This window comes from Edaphobacter paludis (assembly GCF_039993895.1).
Classification (GTDB): Bacteria; Acidobacteriota; Terriglobia; order Terriglobales; family Acidobacteriaceae; genus Edaphobacter; species Edaphobacter paludis.
This window is the reverse complement of sequence record NZ_CP121194.1, coordinates 1-15,986: the sequence shown is the minus strand read 5'-3', so window position 1 is coordinate 15,986 and position 15,986 is coordinate 1. Positions and strand designations below refer to the sequence as shown.

At 57.8% G+C, this 15,986-nt stretch carries 16 protein-coding genes; 9 read left to right on the top strand and 7 right to left on the bottom strand.

Going from position 1 to position 15,986, the window contains the following annotated elements; all coding sequences use genetic code 11:
* The first annotated feature begins 45 nt into the window (after nt 1–45).
* From P4G45_RS00080 to P4G45_RS00060, 5 genes are all read left to right on the top strand, one after another.
* Nucleotides 46–1,635 (top strand): ATP-binding protein, encoded by a 1,590-nt coding sequence (locus P4G45_RS00080; protein ID WP_348267658.1) that lies wholly within the window; start codon nt 46–48, stop codon nt 1,633–1,635.
* Nucleotides 1,625–1,999, top strand: a complete 375-nt coding sequence (locus P4G45_RS00075) for a response regulator (protein WP_348267657.1) — start codon at nt 1,625–1,627, stop codon at nt 1,997–1,999. The genes P4G45_RS00080 and P4G45_RS00075 overlap by 11 nt, the downstream gene beginning before the upstream one ends.
* Before the next feature lie 83 nt (nt 2,000–2,082).
* Entirely contained in the window at nt 2,083–2,469 is a 387-nt protein-coding gene (locus P4G45_RS00070; RefSeq protein WP_348267656.1) for a hypothetical protein, read from the top strand.
* Between the two features lies 1 nt (nt 2,470).
* The gene (locus P4G45_RS00065) at nt 2,471–2,728 is read left to right on the top strand and encodes a DUF5985 family protein (protein ID WP_348267655.1); all 258 of its coding nucleotides are present in this window, start codon (nt 2,471–2,473) and stop codon (nt 2,726–2,728) included.
* Nucleotides 2,721–2,996 carry a DUF5985 family protein gene (locus P4G45_RS00060; RefSeq protein ID WP_348267654.1) on the top strand — a complete coding sequence of 92 codons (276 nt, stop codon included), beginning with the start codon at nt 2,721–2,723 and terminating at the stop codon, nt 2,994–2,996. The genes P4G45_RS00065 and P4G45_RS00060 overlap by 8 nt, the downstream gene beginning before the upstream one ends.
* A 114-nt stretch (nt 2,997–3,110) precedes the next feature.
* On the opposite strand, the gene P4G45_RS00055 is transcribed toward P4G45_RS00060, so the two are convergent.
* The 3 genes from P4G45_RS00055 to arsM all read right to left on the bottom strand — a co-directional run bounded on the left by P4G45_RS00055 (nt 3,111) and on the right by arsM (nt 5,653).
* The gene (locus P4G45_RS00055) at nt 3,111–4,187 is read right to left on the bottom strand and encodes a type III polyketide synthase (protein WP_348267653.1); all 1,077 of its coding nucleotides are present in this window, start codon (nt 4,185–4,187) and stop codon (nt 3,111–3,113) included.
* Nucleotides 4,188–4,355: 168 nt separating this feature from the next.
* Nucleotides 4,356–4,760 (bottom strand): arsenate reductase ArsC, encoded by a 405-nt coding sequence (locus P4G45_RS00050; RefSeq protein WP_348267652.1) that lies wholly within the window; start codon nt 4,758–4,760, stop codon nt 4,356–4,358.
* An 8-nt stretch (nt 4,761–4,768) separates the two neighbouring features.
* The gene (arsM, locus tag P4G45_RS00045) at nt 4,769–5,653 is read right to left on the bottom strand and encodes an arsenite methyltransferase (protein WP_348267651.1); all 885 of its coding nucleotides are present in this window, start codon (nt 5,651–5,653) and stop codon (nt 4,769–4,771) included.
* A 75-nt stretch (nt 5,654–5,728) separates the two neighbouring features.
* On the opposite strand from arsM, the gene P4G45_RS00040 reads away from it, so the two are divergent.
* Nucleotides 5,729–6,142 (top strand): metalloregulator ArsR/SmtB family transcription factor, encoded by a 414-nt coding sequence (locus P4G45_RS00040; protein ID WP_348267650.1) that lies wholly within the window; start codon nt 5,729–5,731, stop codon nt 6,140–6,142.
* Between the two features lie 87 nt (nt 6,143–6,229).
* On the opposite strand, the gene P4G45_RS00035 is transcribed toward P4G45_RS00040, so the two are convergent.
* Nucleotides 6,230–7,711, bottom strand: a complete 1,482-nt coding sequence (locus P4G45_RS00035; RefSeq protein ID WP_348267649.1) for an acetylxylan esterase — start codon at nt 7,709–7,711, stop codon at nt 6,230–6,232.
* Nucleotides 7,712–7,899: 188 nt separating this feature from the next.
* Here P4G45_RS00035 and P4G45_RS00030 point away from each other — a divergent pair, with 188 nt between their 5' ends.
* Nucleotides 7,900–9,099, top strand: a complete 1,200-nt coding sequence (locus P4G45_RS00030) for an SGNH/GDSL hydrolase family protein (RefSeq protein WP_348267648.1) — start codon at nt 7,900–7,902, stop codon at nt 9,097–9,099.
* 294 nt (nt 9,100–9,393) lie between these two features.
* Nucleotides 9,394–10,833 (top strand): ThuA domain-containing protein, encoded by a 1,440-nt coding sequence (locus tag P4G45_RS00025; RefSeq protein WP_348267647.1) that lies wholly within the window; start codon nt 9,394–9,396, stop codon nt 10,831–10,833.
* Nucleotides 10,834–10,884: 51 nt separating this feature from the next.
* Here P4G45_RS00025 and dnaN read toward each other — a convergent pair whose 3' ends face one another.
* Entirely contained in the window at nt 10,885–12,045 is a 1,161-nt protein-coding gene (gene dnaN / locus P4G45_RS00020; protein ID WP_348269281.1) for a DNA polymerase III subunit beta, read from the bottom strand.
* A gap of 618 nt (nt 12,046–12,663) precedes the next feature.
* Here dnaN and P4G45_RS00015 point away from each other — a divergent pair.
* On the top strand, nt 12,664–13,302 hold the full coding sequence (locus P4G45_RS00015) for an SDR family oxidoreductase (RefSeq protein ID WP_348267646.1): 639 nt from the start codon (nt 12,664–12,666) through the stop codon (nt 13,300–13,302).
* Nucleotides 13,303–13,319: 17 nt separating this feature from the next.
* Here P4G45_RS00015 and P4G45_RS00010 read toward each other — a convergent pair whose 3' ends face one another.
* Both P4G45_RS00010 and dnaA read right to left on the bottom strand, forming a co-directional pair.
* Complete coding sequence (locus P4G45_RS00010; protein WP_348267645.1) at nt 13,320–14,336, bottom strand: methyltransferase; 1,017 nt, start codon at nt 14,334–14,336, stop codon at nt 13,320–13,322.
* Between the two features lie 201 nt (nt 14,337–14,537).
* Entirely contained in the window at nt 14,538–15,986 is a 1,449-nt protein-coding gene (gene dnaA, locus P4G45_RS00005; protein ID WP_348267644.1) for a chromosomal replication initiator protein DnaA, read from the bottom strand.

The following is a 15,986-nucleotide window of genomic DNA, read 5'->3' as shown; positions in this document are numbered from 1 at the left end:
GGCAGCCGCCGACTCGAATGCGGGCCTCAGCAGCAAAGGGAGAAGATGAAAGATAACGATCGGGCGAACATACTCATGGTGGACGATCAGCCTGGCAAGCTGATGAGCTATGAGGCCATTCTTGGAACACTGGGAGAAAACCTGATCAAGGCAAGGTCGGCCAGGGAAGCACTCGACCAGCTATTGCGCAACGACATTGCGGTCGTCCTGATGGACGTCAGCATGCCTGAGATAGACGGCTTCGAACTCGCGGAGATGATGCGCCAGCATCCCCGCTTTCAGAAGACTGCCATCATCTTTATCTCCGCGGTCCATCTCACTGATCTGGACCGCATTAAGGGCTACCGGAGCGGCGCTGTCGATTACATCTCAGTCCCTGTAATTCCTGAGCTGCTTCGTGCCAAGGTCAGCGTCTTTGCCGAACTGCATCGCAAGAACCGCCAACTGGAACGCCTGAACAGCGAACTGGAAAAGCGCGTAGAAGACCGGACAGCACAGATACGGGAGAACGAAGATCTGCTTCGCGAGCGCGCAGATCTGCTCGAATTGGCCACCGAAGCAATCATCGTGCGAGACATGAACGGCACCGTCCTCTTCTGGAATTCCGGAGCCGAGGCGCTCTATGGCTGGCAGCGTGAAGAGGTGCTCGGCAAACCGGTTCACCAGGTCCTGCAAACCAGGTTCCCGACGGAATACAGCAGCGTGCAGGCTACTCTGGCCCAGAACGGTAAGTGGGAGGGAAACCTTACCCAGACCACCCGCGACGGTCATGAAGTGGTCGTCGCCTGTCGAAAGGCTCTCAAGGCGGACGGCAATGCGATCCTTGAGATCAACCGCGATATCACCGCCCAACTAAAGACGGAGGATGCGCTGCGCAAGACCGAACGGCTGGCTGCTATGGGAAGGGTCGCCGGCATTATCGCGCACGAGATCAACAACCCGCTCGAAGCCATCACCAATACTTTTTATCTGCTTCGCGACCACCCCTCGCTCGACGAAGAAGCACGCTACTATGCAAAGCTCGGCGAGGAGGAGCTTCGTCGCGTCGCTCATATCACACGGCAGACCCTTGGCTTCTATCGCGAATCCAAACACCCGGTGCAGGTCTCCATCTCCGGCCTTCTCGATGAAATCCTTGAATTGCAAACTCGTCGCATGGAGTTCAGCAATATCACTCTACGAAAGGAGTACCGTAGCGGCGGCACAATCCAGGGCTTTCCTGTTGAGCTCAAACAGGTATTTCTCAATCTGATTGGAAACGCAGCCCAGGCGATGCCCGAGGGCGGCACGATGCGCCTCCATGTCTTCGAAACCACCTCCGGAAAGAACCGGCATCCCTCTGTTTGCATCTCCATCTGCGATACGGGCGCCGGCATCGAGCCCGAACACGCAAAGCACCTCTTCGAACCCTTCTTCACCACGAAATCCACCAAGGGCACCGGGCTGGGCCTTTGGATCAGCAAAGGGATTATCCAGAAATATGGCGGAACAATCCGCTTCCGCACCCTCGCGCTTACAGATCGCAAGGTTACCTGCTTCCAAGTGACACTGCCTAACGCGGATCTTCAGAAAATTGACGAGACAATTCACTTTGCTCCCGCAGAAGAGGTAACCGAAAATTCCCATGGCCGCTGACGACATCACAATCCTGATCGTCGACGACGAAAGGATTCCCCGAACGCTCCGCAGCCTCATCCTGCAAAGACAGGGCTACAGGATTTTAACCGCAGAATCGGGCAAGGAAGCCCTGGAACTGCTCGCCGCCGGCGGCATCGATCTTGTTCTCTCCGATCAGATGATGCCAGGCATGACCGGTACCGAACTCACCAAAACCATCAAATCCAGCCGCCCCACGATGCCCGTCATCCTCATCTCGGGAGTCAACGAGCTACCCGCGGATGCAAGCTATGCCGATCGATTTATAAGCAAAGTGGGAGGCCCCGAGCTTCTCTTCAAAACAGTTGCCGAAATATTGGCGGCCTATGGTCATACCCTTTGACCACCCCTGCGGAATGAAAAAATGCAGAGTTAGGGTGGAGATACCAATTTCTGCGTCGTGATACTGAGGATCGAGCTTGTTTCATGAATGAAGAGACTCTACATACCAAAGAAGTCGATGCGTTCATTCTGGATCAAATCGATACCGTTCCTCATCTTGAGGCTTTGCTGCTGCTATGGAACAACCGTCCGAAGCAATGGACGGTGGAAGAGATGGCAAATGCGTTGTACGTGTCGTCCGGAGTCGCCCGCAATATTCTGCAAGGGTTAACGAGGCGTGGGCTTCTCGCCAGGCACGGCGTTCCAGAGTTGTACCGTTATGAGTCCGGCAAACGGGATGGCCTGGTTCAGGCTGTCGACGCCGCTTATCGTAGAAATCTCATTCGGATATCCAGAATGATTCATTCAAAGGCGGCTCCTGGCATACGGGAGTTCGCCCAGGCCTTCCGCTTTACGAAGGACCGGGAGTGATATGGGACCAGCAGTTTACATTTTAAGTTCTATGACGTTTGCGACCTGCGCCATCCTGCTTTTGCGCGGATATTGGCGTATGAAGCAGAGGCTCTTGTTATGGAGCAGCCTTTGTTTTTTTGGACTCGCCATATCCAATTTACTTTTATTTCTCGATTTAGTGGTCTTGCCGCAGGTGGACCTCTACGTCTGGCGGCTGGCCACCGCTGCCGTCGCCACCCTGCTTTTGCTCTATGGACTGATATGGGAAGGTGAGTGACCCGATGATTCAAGGATTTCTGTTAGGTATTATCGCCACCTGTTCATTGATGGCAGGCATCTTCTTCCTGAAATTCTGGAAGCGTACAAGAGACTTCTTATTTCTCGCATTCGCCATTGCTTTCATCATCGAGGCGCTCAGCCGCGCCTCCGTGCTATTTCTCGAAAAACCGAATGAAGGCAGCCCGTGGATATACCTTGTGCGTCTGCTTGCTTCTCTTCTTATCCTGATCGCAATTTTAAAAAAGAATTATGGTGCTGCCCGTTAGGCCCGCCAATATTCAGGAGAAGACTACCTTCGAAATTCGTAGCGAGTTCTTTCCCTTCGCGCTAAAAAGGGAGCCGCAATCGGCTCCCTTTTTATTATTTGCGATTCGTCAACCTTACCACTGAAGCAGAAGCAGTTCCGAGCAGAACGCCGGTCCCATCGCGCCCATCATGCTGTAACAACCTGGGCTTCCGGGGCGGTTCAGCAAAGAATCCTGCAACACCGTAAGGACAGAGGCGGAGGAGAGATTCCCGCGCTGACGCAGGCTGTTCCAGGAAGCCGCCAAAGCATTGGGCGGCAGGTTAAGGCTGCTCTCCATCGCTTTCAGCACCTTGGGTCCTCCGCTGTGCATGATGTAGCTGCAAATCTGTCCCTGGCTCATCTCATTGTCGGAGAGGAAGTCTTCCACCGTGCTCCGAAGTTTCGTACTGACAAGTTCCGGCACGTCCGCGGAGAGGACAATGTTGAAACCGCTCTCATCGATGTTCCATCCCATCAGGTGTTCCGTGTCGGGGTAGAACGTAGAACGAGTAGCAACGACGCGGGGGCACGGATCTTCAACGCTCGTCGGCTTTTGGGCAATCGGCGTCTCTTCTCCTGCGAGGACAACCGCGGCCGCACCGTCTCCGAAGAGTCCGCAGGCAACAAGATTGGCCATGGAATGGTCATTTTCCTGCCACGTGAGCGAGCACAACTCGACCGAGAGCAGAAGCGCGTACTGCTTCGGAAACGCGCGCACGTAGTCCGTCGCGCGGGAAATCCCCGCGGCTCCGGCGACGCAACCGAGTCCGAAGATCGGGGTACGTTTGATGTCCTTGGGAAAGCCCATCAGGTTGACCAGGCGAGCGTCGATGCTCGGACAGGCTATTCCCGTAACGGAGGTAAAGAAGATGGCGGAGATATCCGACGGAGCGAGACCGACGTGATCGAGCGCCTTCTGAATTGCCTTCTGGCCAAGATCCAGGGCGCCCTTGATCCACAGGTCGTTGTTCGGACCGAATCCAGAACGCGTTCCCAAAGTGTCCAGGGGAAACATAATGTGGCGGAAGTCGACTCCACAATTATTGTGAAGACGGTTCATGATGGCGGGGATCACCAGTTTGTCCTGCATACGTTCTTTCAGGGCTTCCGTGATAACGGCCTGGGGATAGCGATGTTCCGGAAATGCAGTTCCTACAGATGCGATTCGCATGGCTCGAAGACCTCGTTTACTTGTAAATAGAGTGCCGGAATCTTTAGTGATTGGCACTTCCACTTCCGTGATCGAGACTGCACTTTTGTGCTATGCACGAACAATATGGGGGAGACGGGAAAAAGGAGGTCGACGAAGACGCTGGAAAGCGTGCGGCTAATCTGACAGCTAAGCTTTACCTAAACCCTCTGTATTCAGCAGTGCTGAAACCCGGCTTCGAATGTCGTCGCGCACAGCGCGGACTTCATCGAGGGGCCGTCCTTTAGGATCGGGCAGCGGCCAATCATCGCGGCGCAGCCCTTCAACATAGGGGCATTGATCCCCGCAGCCCATCGTAATGAGCAGTTGCGCTTCCCGCGCCAAGGCCTCGGTCAGCCTTTGAGGCCTGGCACCGCTTAGGTCGATGCCAACTTCCTGCATAACTGTCAGCACTTCGGGATGCACCCGCAGCCCGGGCTCAGTACCGGCAGATATTGCTTCCGCTTTTTGCGGGTCGGCGAGGTGATTGAAGAAAGCTGCCGCCATCTGTGAGCGCCCCGCGTTGTGGACGCACGCAAAGATTACCTTGTACATCGCGTCTCCTATACGACCCGAGGTTTGATAGCGTAAACCTTCACGCTGGCCGCCGCTTCGTTCACGTCATACTGCGAGAGAAGCGTCGTCAGCTCCTCGTGCAACGAAGGCTCGCTCGTTGCCGGTGTGCAACAAGCATCTCCGATCACCTGGAAGGGGCTGCCAACTTCCATGCTCGGCGAGCAACAACCTGCCTGATTCTCGACCTTGGCATATGCGTTCAAATCGGCTTCGCTATCCACAATTTCCACATGCTGAAATCCGGCTGCGAGCAGCCCGGCACGATAGTCGTCAATCAAAATCGCCCCGGCAATGCAGCCGACATAAGCCGCCATGCTCTGCGCGACCGCTTCAGGCAGATCGTGCTTCAGCGCAATGTCGCTCAAGGCGACGCGGCCACCCGGCTTCAAGACTCGCGCAATCTCGCGGAAGACGGCTGGCTTATCCGGTGCGAGATTGATGACGCAATTCGAGATGATGCAATCGACAGAAGCATCCTCGAGCGGGATCTGGTCAATGGTGGATTGGTAGAACTCCACATTGGTATAACCGCCCTTCTGTGCATTCTCACGCGCACGCTCGATCATCGCCGTCGTCATATCAATGCCGATAGCGCGTCCCTCCGGGCCCACCATCCGAGATGCAAGAAACACATCGAGACCTCCACCGGAGCCGAGATCGACCACAACCTCACCCGGCTTCAAGTGCGCCGTCGCCGTGGGATTCCCGCAGGAGAGTCCCATATTCGCCCCGGCGGGAATCGAAGTCAGTTCCTCTGCACTGTAGCCAAAGGCCTCCGCGACCGCCTTCACGCCTGCGTGATCGTTCGATAGCGTGCTCTCTGCGACCGCGCCGTACTTCGACTTCACCGAATCCAATAGCTGCTCCGACATGCCCGCCTCCAAAATATTCGCTTAGGCGACTATATTCTCGGACAACTAATACGTCAATGCGTATATATTGGATTCATGGCAGCGAAGCGGACTTTTAACATAGAACGGCTCTTCCAGGCTCTCGGGGACAACACCCGCCTCCGGCTCCTGAACCTTATGGGCGATCAGGAGATTTGTGTGTGCTACTTCGTCGAGATTCTCGGCGGCCCCCAACCCAAGATCTCCCGCCACCTCGCTTACCTGCGCAGCGCTGGAATCATCTCGGCGCGGCGGGAAGGACGATGGATGCACTATCGCATCGTCATGCCACCGCATCTCGGCGCATCTCAGATTCTTCGGCAGACACTGGACTGGCTTCAGGAAGACAAGGGCATGCAGGCAGACAGGGCGCGACTCGCGAAGGCATGTTGCTCTCCGGCGAAGTACGCCCTCCTCGAAGGCGCACCGTTGCCCACAGTCATTCCTCAAGCACCCTGCGAGACCTGCTGATGGCTCCGGTTGCTCAAGGCCGTGTCTGTGCCCCTGCCGCCCGAAAAAAGCTGTCATTTCAGGGTTAAGCATTCGGCATCTGCCTTCCTATTGCGGCGGAGTGTGACCGATAAACTTGTCCGTCCACTCGATGAAATACTTCATGTTCGGCGCATCGGTGTGCCCGCCGTCATGCTGTCGCCACGCGAGCTTTCCAGAGAGGAACCCCTGATTCACCGGCGGCATCTTCGCCGTATGATAGTCCCCTTCCACATCGAGGCCTTTGGCGCCAAGCAGCGTAAACACCCGGCTCGCATCCACCGTCGCCATAAAGCTGCCCTCATGGTCGAGCCAGTGGGCGTCGCCCTTCTCGGGAATCCCATAGCTGATAAACGTCAGCCGGGGCGCACACAACGCGATGAGTTCATTCGAATCGACAGGAATATCTCCCGGCGTCTTGCTGCCAAAGCTGGCCTCGGATGCGCCGTACTTCATGAAGTCTCCAGCCATCCAGTAGTACTCGCCGCCGGTGAGGCTTTCGACCGCTTCACCATAATTACGGCGCAGCGGCGTAGCCCCACCCTTGCCGGAGGAGCCGACAAGAACCATAGCGAAGCGCTGATCGAACGCCATAGTTACCAAAGCAGCTTTGCCGTAGCGCGAGACGCCTTCGATGCCGACATGTTTTGCGTCGACCGAGGGATCGGTCACGAGGTAGTCGAGAGCACGCCCCGCACCCCAGCCCCACGCCCGCAGCGCGCCCCAGTCTTCCGGCTTGCGCGGCTGCCCCTTGTTGACCAGACCGATGATGCCGCGCGTCATTCCAGCGCCGTCGTCAGCCTGCACGCTGGCCGGGTCGAGCAGCGCGAAACCCCAGCCCGCTGCGGCCAACTGCCAGGTGTTGGGCAGACCACCGTCCGCATTCAGTGCCGGAAATTGAAAGGGCGTAGCCTTAACCGGCTGCCAGGCGGGATGATTTGCAAAGACCTCTTTCAAGGAAGGGTCCTGCTGCACAAGAAGCGCCTTCCATGCCGCGTTGATGCGGTCAAAGTCGTCGCCCGAAGGCTCATGCGGTGCGGGAAAACCGGCGCGACCAAACATCACGAGAACGGGAACAGGTCCCTTCGCGTTTGCCGGCGTAACCAACGTCATGTGGATCTTGACGCTGATAGCAGGATAAGAAGAGTTGTCGACCTGCCCAACCAGATCCTTGGCGATGACGGGAGTAAAGCCGATCCTCTCGTGATCGACCGCAGTGACGCTCCACTTCACCGTGGGCACCTCTTTAGGGATGCGGCCGTAGACATACCTCTCATACATCGCCACGATCTCAGGACGGCGCTTCTCCCACCACATCTGCGGAGTCGTGACCTTCCCGCCATCGTTCAATGTCAGAGAATCGGGAAGATCAGGATATGGATTGGCCTTCGACTCATCATAGTTAGCGTGGTTCGGTGCCTTCTCATCGCCGCTCGGCCCCGGACGCAGCGCCTTGATGCCGAGCTGGTCCATCATGTTCTGATGATCTTGCTCCGACGTAAAAGGGACCGGGCGCGGTGAACTGGAAGCAGCCTCGATGCTCTGGCCCATTGCCGCAACTGCGCATAGACACGAAAGGGAAACAGCAACAGACTTCAGCAACAAACCCACGCCCAACCTCCACGAATGATATTCTTGCTGCGCTTTGAAAAAACGATTTAGTTATGGCAAACAATGGTAAATCGTGACCTGAGGAGAACGCACTGAAAATCCGCGCAATTTTTACCATCCTGATGGCGATGACGTTTCCTGCGACGCACTCGAACGCGCAGGGGCAGCAAACGTGGGTCGCAACTTGGGGCGCCTCGCAACAGATTCCCGAGCCGCAGAATGCCATGCCGACCGACGATCTGCGCGATGCCACGGTGCGTCAAATCTTCCATCTCTCTGTCGGCGGAGCGGCGCTGCGCGTTCATCTATCGAATGCGTTCGGAACCGAGGCGCTGCACTTTACCTCGGTGCACATCGCGCGGCCAATCTCGCCCTCTTCCTCCACAATCGATCCAGCAACCGACCGGCCTCTGACCTTTGCCGGGAGCAATGAAGTGACCGTGCCCCCGGGTGCGGAGTTCGTATCCGATGCATTGAACTACCCCGTAGCCGCTCTCTCCGACCTCTCCGTGACCTTCCATCTCGACGCGCCTCCAGCAACAGAGACCGGCCATCCCGGCTCGCGCGCCACCTCCTACTTCGTTCATGGAGATTCCGTGGGCGAGCCAAATCTGCTGGGCGCAAAGCACGCAGACCACTGGTGCCAGGTCTCCGGGATCGACGTGCTGGCGACTTCCGGTGCGGCTTCCATCGTGGCGCTGGGAGACTCCATCACCGACGGGCACGCCGCGACCACCAATGGAAACGATCGCTGGACCGACGTTCTCGCGCAACGGCTGCAGGCATCGCCGGATACGCGAAGCGTTGGCGTTTCGAACCAGGGCATCGGCGGGAATCATCTGCTAATCAATGGGCTGGGCCCCAATGCGTTGGCCCGCTTCGATCGCGACGTGCTGGCACCTGCGGGCGTGCGCTGGGTCATCCTGTTCGAAGGCGTGAACGATCTCGGAGGTCTAGCGCGCAACGGCGAGGTAACGCCCGATGAACACGCCGCGCTGGTGAAGCGCGTCCTGTCCGCCGACGAGCAGATTGTTCTCCGCGCCCACGCCCATGGGCTGCGTGTATTTGGCGCGACCATAACACCATATGTGGGGTCAGACTACTACCATCCCGGTCCGCTCAGTGAGGCCGATCGCCAAGCGGTCAACGCGTGGATTCGTGCAGCGGGCCACTTCGACGCAGTCATCGACTTCGACAGCGTGGTGCGCGATCCGCACCACCCCGACCATCTGCTTCCCGCCTTCGATTCCGGAGATCACCTGCATCCATCACCCGCTGGATATAAAGCAATGGGCGAAGCTGTTCCACTCAATCTCTTCGCTCGATGATGCCTGTGCTCCATCCTTGCTACCAACAGGCGTAGCCCTCACAGAGCGAGCTCATGCGATTGAGATCCAGGGAAAAGGGCGCAGGGTCCTGCCATCCACTTTTGCGAGTTGTCGCCATATCGGACTAGCGACCGCGATTGAAATGGCGATATCAGGCCGAGTCACTCATCCAGCATCATCGCTCAAAACAAATTCTGCTTGATGTCCCGCGTCTTCTCCAAATCGCCAAAACCGTCAATTTTTTTGCCGCGACTCGAAGATCCCATTCGATATACACTCACTCCGACGGAATTTATGAGACAAACCAGATTTATCGCAACGACTTGTATCTCGACTGGCGCTGCTGTACTGCTCGCATTCGGTATCGCGGATCTACGAGCGCAGGCACCGCGCGGTGGCCAAACAGCTCAGGCGCTATTTGCTGCCCTCGACACCCATAAGGATGGAACGCTGACTCGGCCCGAACTGGAGTCTGGCTTCAACTCCTGGTTTACAGCCTGGGACGACACAAATAGCCGGACTCTTACCCAGTCTCAGATTTTGGCCGGAATCAGCAAGTTGCTGCCGGCGCCGCCCGCCGTGAAGCCCGGGCAAGCCAACACTTTCAATCCGGCCGGTAACTCGACGCCGATCCCGGTATCGCAAGCTGCTGTGGACGCCATGATGGCAGCCTTACCGACTACCCCGGGTAGCAAACCGATACACGAACGCAGAGTGCTGGTGCTGGCCCATACGGGCGCTGGAGGGTTCGTGCATGCCTCCATCCCGTTGGCTGCGAAGGCGGTAGAAGCACTGGGGAACCGAGGCGGTTTATGGACCACTACTGTCAGTTACGACGCCGCGGATATCAACACCGATAATCTCAAGAAATACGACGCCATTTTCCTGGACAGCACAACTGCGTGTTTTCTTGACGATCCGAATCCCGCCGTTACGGCCGCGCGGCGAGCGGCATTTCTGGATTTCGTGAGAGGTGGAAAGGGCGTTGCCGCAATACACGCGGCGACAGACTCGTACCACACCGATTGCCTGGCAAGTGAGGCTGCTGCAAAGAACGGCAGTACCGGACGGAACCTAGGAGCGTTGGTTTTAGCTTCCCGGCTCGTCACAGCAGCCGACAAGGATAACGACGAAACCGTCAGTCGGCAGGAGTGGGCCGCACTTGCCGATGATTGGTTCCAGAAGTTGGATACCGGCAATACGGGTAAGGTCACCCGCGCCGATTTCGTGGCGCATTTCAATTCATTGTTACCCCCACCGGACATGCGTCGTCTGCATCTGGAATCGAAACCTGTACTGCAATGGCCGGAGTTCAATAAGCTCATTGGCGGTTACTTCAAATTTCACTGGCCCGATCCGCAACTGATTACTGTCAAGATTGATGACCCGAACAGTCCTTTGACGGCTATGTTCCATGGTAAGGAGTTCGAGATCCATGATGAGACATACACATTCGAGCAGGAATCGTTCTCGCGGAAAAACGTGCATGTACTGACGAGTATTGACTACGGCAAGATGAGCGCTGCAGATAAAGCAAAAGAAGTGAATCCGCGAACCGATGCCGATTATGCCTTGAGTTATATTCGCCGCGAGGGCAAGGGGCGAGTTTTCTACGAAGGGCACGGCCACAGTGATCGGGTGTATGCCATGACGCCGATGCTGGAGCACATTCGAGCTGGGATTCAATACGCGCTTGGCGACCTGAAAGCGGACGACAGCCCCTCAGTGAAATAAGCAGTCACGTTTCCAGGAGCAACCGGCCTGGAAACGCGACTTGGCAAATCGTCAGATCCGCATCGGCATCAAAATATACCGGTACTTCACATCCTCATTCGCGTCCTCGGGCCGCATCTGCCCAGCGCTCTGCGCGTCCTTGAACTCCAGCCGCACCTCGCCGGTATTTCCAATCGCCTTGAGGAAGTCGATCAGATACTGGCTGTTGAATCCAACCACCAGAGGATCGTAGTTGTACGGTGTCTCAATGGTGTCCTCCGACTCGCCCGCATCCGTCGAAGACGACGACAACTTCAGCTCATTCTGCTCCAGCCGAATCTTGATCGCGCCCGACCGCTCATCCGCGAACTGCGCCACGCGCTGGATCGAACTCATCAGGTCTTCCGAGCGCACGATCACAAACTTAGTGTTGTCGCGCGGCAGCACAGCCTCGTAGTTCGGGAACTGTCCGGTCAGCTTGCGGCTGGTCAGCACGCGCCCGCCGATCTTGAAGAACAGCGTCTGGTCGTCGTCCGCGAACTCCAGCGTCTCCGCATCGGTGCTTCCCAGCAATCCGGCAATCTCAGCCAGCGCCTTGCGCGGAATCAGCGTCTTCTTCTCGCCCGAGATTCCCTCCAGCGTCTCCCCCAGCTTTTCGATGTGCGCCAGCCGATGACCATCCGTCGCCACCATCGCCATCGACTCTGCCTTCAGCACCAGCAGCGCACCGTTCAGCGTGTAGCGCGACTCCTCGTTCGAGATCGCGAAGATCGTCTTCGAAACCATGTTCTTCAAAGCAGGCACGGAAATCTTCACCGCCGATGAAGCCGGAAACTCCGGCACCTGAGGGAAGTTCGCCCGCGCCATGCCCACCATCTTCGTGTTCGAGCGGCCAGCGCGAATCTGTACCCAATGGTTGTCCATCAGTTTGAGAGAGATTTCTCCCTCGGGCAGCAGCTTGATGTAGTCGTACAGCTTGCGCGCCGGAATCGTGCAGGCGCCCGGCTTCTTCACCTTGGCCACGCAGCTCGTCCGCAGGCTCTGGTCCAGATCGGTCGCCGTGATCGTCAGCTTGTCGTCAGCCGCTTCGAACAGAAAATTCGACAGGATCGGGATCGTCGTCTTGCGCTCCACCACCGACTGCGCCGCCGTCAGCTCGCGCAGCAACTCGGCGCGCGACACGGTGATTTCGAGGTTGCCGGTGGGGGCTGCTGCTGCGGTCGTCTCGTCCATCGGGTGCTCCTGGGTAGCGATCGTCACGGTCGGGTTCTCCCTGAATCTCAGTCGTCAAATTTCGTCTGGAACGCTTGCAAAAACTTTACACCGAATCGCAGCCTGCGTGTTTTCCGCGCCCCGGCTTCGGCCCGTTTCCTGATTCCCTGATTCTAGGGGCGAACGGCTCTCGAAGGCGACAGGATTCTTTGTGGAAAGCAGGGTCGTTGTGTGAGCCGCCGTGCACTCTCCCCCAGCGCACAAACCTGCTGCCAAGGCGCGAGTGTTGTTATGAAACAAGACTTAAACAGTACAAATACTCATACTCATAATCATTGTCGCTGGAAAAGTGGATATCTCTCCTATCTATCGATAGGTCATCGACTTAACTCTGGTCCCGGTTTTAGAAAACCCGCCGCCGAAAAACGCATCTCAAGGAAGACTGGACACCCGTTGCACAAAGTCGGCCTCGTTATCCGTTTTCTCCACAGGCAACATCCGGCAATTCTGAGAAGACTGGTCCCCAGCGTGGGAATACCGTCAAAGCAACACGGAATGAGGTAGTTGCCATACACATGTTTTTCACACACATCCAATAACGCTGAGGATAAGTCGTTCAAAATCTGAAAGGAGCCTTCTATGAAGATCGCCATCTTCGGAGCCAGCGGAGCGACCGGACGCCTGCTCACCAAGCGCTGTTTCGATGCCGGTTATGAGGTCACCGCGCTGCTGCGCCATCCCGAGACCTTTCCTCTGCGCATAGCGGTCCACGCGGTAAACGGCAGCGTCTTCGACCCCGCAGCCGTCGCCCAGACCATCGAAGGCGCAGACGTGGTCCTCTCCGCGCTCGGCGCAAAGTCGCTGAAAAAAGAGGATGTTCTTGAGCGCGCCGTCCCAGTGATCGTCGCAGCCATGCAGCAGAAGGGCGTTCGCCGTATCATCGTCCTCGGCTCCGCCGGGGCAAAGCCCGACGCGCTCGATAAGCAGCCGGCCTGGCGCCGCTGGATCGTCGAGCACCTCGTCTACAACACCTTCCTGAAGTGGCCCGTGGCCTCGCAGCGCGCCCAGTACGCTGCGCTCTCAGCCAGCGACCTCGACTGGACCATGGCGATGCCGCCGATGCTCACCAACAGCCGCGGCCGCGGCAAGTGGCGTATCGACCCCGACGCTCTGCCGCCCAACGCCAGCCGCATCTCCCGCGAAGACGTGGCCGACTTCATGATGCAGCAGATCAACAACCCGCAGTGGATCAAGAAAGCCGTCTACATCGCCTGGTAATCGCTTTGAAATCCGACCTACGGCTTCGTCGCTAGAACCAGCGGCGAAGGTCCCGGAGCGTCCAGCAGACGCGGATTGGTAAATCCCGCATCCTTCAACCAGCCTGCAATCTCTTCGAACGAGTACGTATCGCCATTTTCCGTATTCACCAGCATGTTCGCCGCGAAGAACAGGCTGCCCAGCGGCGCAGTCCGCTCCTCGTTCACAAGGAACTCGGCGATCACAATCGTTCCGCCCGGCGCCAGCGCGTCGAACGTCTTCCGCAGCAAGGCTCGACTCCTGGCCTCGCCCTCGCTATGCAGAATGTGACCTAGCGTTGCAACGTTATGGCCGTGCCCGAAGTCCGCCTCCATGAGGTCTCCGGCGACGAAGCTGAACCGGTCCGTCAGCCCGAAGCGCTCCACCATCTTCTGCGTCACCGGCAGCACGTCGCCCCAATCCACCGCTGTCACCGCCACGCGCTCTGAACTCTCGGCCAGCGCAATGCCCCACACTCCTGAGCCCGCCGCCAGATCCAGCACACGCACCTCCGCTCCCGTCTCATCCAACGCCAGCTCCTTCGCCAGCGTCCTTGCCGAGGGATAACTCATGGGGAAGATATCGACGACGAACTGCTGAAAGAAATCGCTGCCGTCTTCCTCCTGATTGACCGCCTGCACCGGTTTACCAGTGCGTACGATTTCATTCAAGTGCAGCCACTTTGGAATGAGCTGCCCACTGCCATGCCTGAGCACTCCCCCTTGAAAGCCGGGCTTCGTGCTGACCAGAAACGCTTCGCTCTCCGGCGTCAGAGCGTACCGCCCCTCCTCCCCTCTCGAGAGGAAATTCAGCCCCACCAGTACATTCATGATGGCCCGCAGGCCGCGCTCCGAAGCTCCCGTCGCCACCGACACCTCCTTCACCGTCATCGGGCCGCTGTCCAGCACGTCGAAGACGCGATGGTGTATCGCCGACTCCAGCACCAAGGGGGGAACATACCCCCACGCAAACTGCATGATCCGTTCCGGCGTAACTGCGGAGGCGCTCGTACTCATTCTCTTCTCCTTTTGAATGTGAAGTTTGATGGCTAGGGAACCCGAGGCGAAATTCTAGTCCACCTCCCCGGATTTGTCCGGTTCGCAGCAGCGGCGAGCAATCGAGACGCAAAAGAGCGGCCCTGCTCGAAGCGAGGGCCGCTCTTTTTATCCGTTACTCGTCCTGCAATCCGCTCGGCGCTAAGCCGTTAAGCAATCCACCTAGCTCAACGTCTCCATCAGCTTGTTCACCGTCTGGTTCAGAGCCTTGTCCGTCCGTCGCTGCTCGTCGATCTTCGCAATCGAGTGCATCACCGTCGTATGGTGCTTGCCCCCGAACTGCCGCCCGATCTCAGGCAACGAAGCCTCGGTCAACTGCTTCGCCAGATACATCGCAATCTGCCGCGGCACCACAATCTGGCGCGAGTTGTTCTTCTGCTTCAACTCCGCGACGCGCATTCCAAACTGCTCAGCGACGCTGCGCTGAATCGCCTCAATCGTGATCTTCCTGACCTGCGTGTCGATGAACTGCTTCAGGCACTGCTGCGTCACCGCCAGCGTAATCTCCACGCCATGCATGGAGCACCACGCGATCAGCCGCACCAGCGCGCCCTCAAGCTCGCGCACATTGGTCCGCACGTTCGACGCGATGAACAAAGCGACATCGGTCGGCAGTTGCGTCTGCTCACTCTCAGCTTTCTTCTGCAGGATCGCAACCTTGGTCTCAAGATCAGGCGGCTGAATGTCGGCGATCAAACCCCACTCGAAACGCGAGCGCAGCCTGTCTTCAAAGTCCGAAAGCTCTTTCGGCGGCCGGTCGCTGGCAATCACAATCTGCTTCATGCTCTCGTGCAGCGTGTTGAAGGTGTGGAAGAACTGCTCCTGCGTCCGCTCCTTGCCCGCCAGAAACTGAATGTCGTCGATCAAGAGAACGTCCACGCTGCGGAACTTGTCGCGGAAGCTGGTCATCTTGTCGTAGCGCACCGAGTCGATCATCTCGTTGGTAAACTTCTCCGCGCTCACATAGCAGATCGACGCATGCGGCTGCCGACGCTTCACGTCGTGGCCGATCGCGTGCATCAGATGCGTCTTGCCCATGCCCACGCCGCCATACAGAAACAGCGGGTTGTACGCCTTCGATGGCCGCTCGGCCACAGCCTGCGCCGCCGCCATGGCGAACTGGTTGCCGCTGCCGATCACGAACGCGTCGAACTGGTATCGCGGGTTCAGTTGCGAGGCTGTGTTCCAGTCGAACCGCGACTGCTCCGGCCCGGCTCCCTGCCGCGCCCCCGAGCCGGTTGAATTTTGCGGTCCGCCCATTCTCGAATTGGAATTCGGTGCATTCGGGCTATGGCTCGGCACCGGCGCAAAGCCGCCATCCTCGCGCAGCTTGGGCGCACGCGGGTCCTGCTCGGGAGTAGTAAACGTCACCGTCTCAACATCCAGGCCAAGATTATCGATCGCCTCCTGGATCAGGTCGGCGTAACGGTCACCAACATGTTGAAAGTCGGCTGAGGGAATGCGCACGAACAGCGTCTTGCCCTCGAGATGCGAAAATCGCGTCGGCTTTAGCCACGTCTCATACGATTGGCGATTGATCTTCTTCTCGAGCGCAGCGAGTATGCGAACCCAATAATTCAATACGGCGGTAGCCGTCGGAACGAATGACAT

Bases quoted from the DNA above. Each gene is read 5' to 3' on its own strand.
- P4G45_RS00055 (WP_348267653.1), bottom strand. From the start codon at position 4,187: ATGCGAATCGCATCTGTAGGAACTGCATTTCCGGAACATCGCTATCCC.
- P4G45_RS00015 (WP_348267646.1), top strand. From the start codon at position 12,664: ATGAAGATCGCCATCTTCGGAGCCAGCGGAGCGACCGGACGCCTGCTC.
- P4G45_RS00075 (WP_348267657.1), top strand. From the start codon at position 1,625: ATGGCCGCTGACGACATCACAATCCTGATCGTCGACGACGAAAGGATT.
- arsM (WP_348267651.1), bottom strand. From the start codon at position 5,653: ATGTCGGAGCAGCTATTGGATTCGGTGAAGTCGAAGTACGGCGCGGTC.
- P4G45_RS00065 (WP_348267655.1), top strand. From the start codon at position 2,471: ATGGGACCAGCAGTTTACATTTTAAGTTCTATGACGTTTGCGACCTGC.
- P4G45_RS00080 (WP_348267658.1), top strand. From the start codon at position 46: ATGAAAGATAACGATCGGGCGAACATACTCATGGTGGACGATCAGCCT.
- P4G45_RS00035 (WP_348267649.1), bottom strand. From the start codon at position 7,711: ATGGGCCAGAGCATCGAGGCTGCTTCCAGTTCACCGCGCCCGGTCCCT.
- P4G45_RS00030 (WP_348267648.1), top strand. From the start codon at position 7,900: ATGACGTTTCCTGCGACGCACTCGAACGCGCAGGGGCAGCAAACGTGG.
- dnaA (WP_348267644.1), bottom strand. From the start codon at position 15,986: ATGTCATTCGTTCCGACGGCTACCGCCGTATTGAATTATTGGGTTCGC.
- P4G45_RS00050 (WP_348267652.1), bottom strand. From the start codon at position 4,760: ATGTACAAGGTAATCTTTGCGTGCGTCCACAACGCGGGGCGCTCACAG.
- P4G45_RS00010 (WP_348267645.1), bottom strand. From the start codon at position 14,336: ATGAGTACGAGCGCCTCCGCAGTTACGCCGGAACGGATCATGCAGTTT.
- P4G45_RS00070 (WP_348267656.1), top strand. From the start codon at position 2,083: ATGAATGAAGAGACTCTACATACCAAAGAAGTCGATGCGTTCATTCTG.
- P4G45_RS00040 (WP_348267650.1), top strand. From the start codon at position 5,729: ATGGCAGCGAAGCGGACTTTTAACATAGAACGGCTCTTCCAGGCTCTC.
- dnaN (WP_348269281.1), bottom strand. From the start codon at position 12,045: ATGGACGAGACGACCGCAGCAGCAGCCCCCACCGGCAACCTCGAAATC.
- P4G45_RS00025 (WP_348267647.1), top strand. From the start codon at position 9,394: ATGAGACAAACCAGATTTATCGCAACGACTTGTATCTCGACTGGCGCT.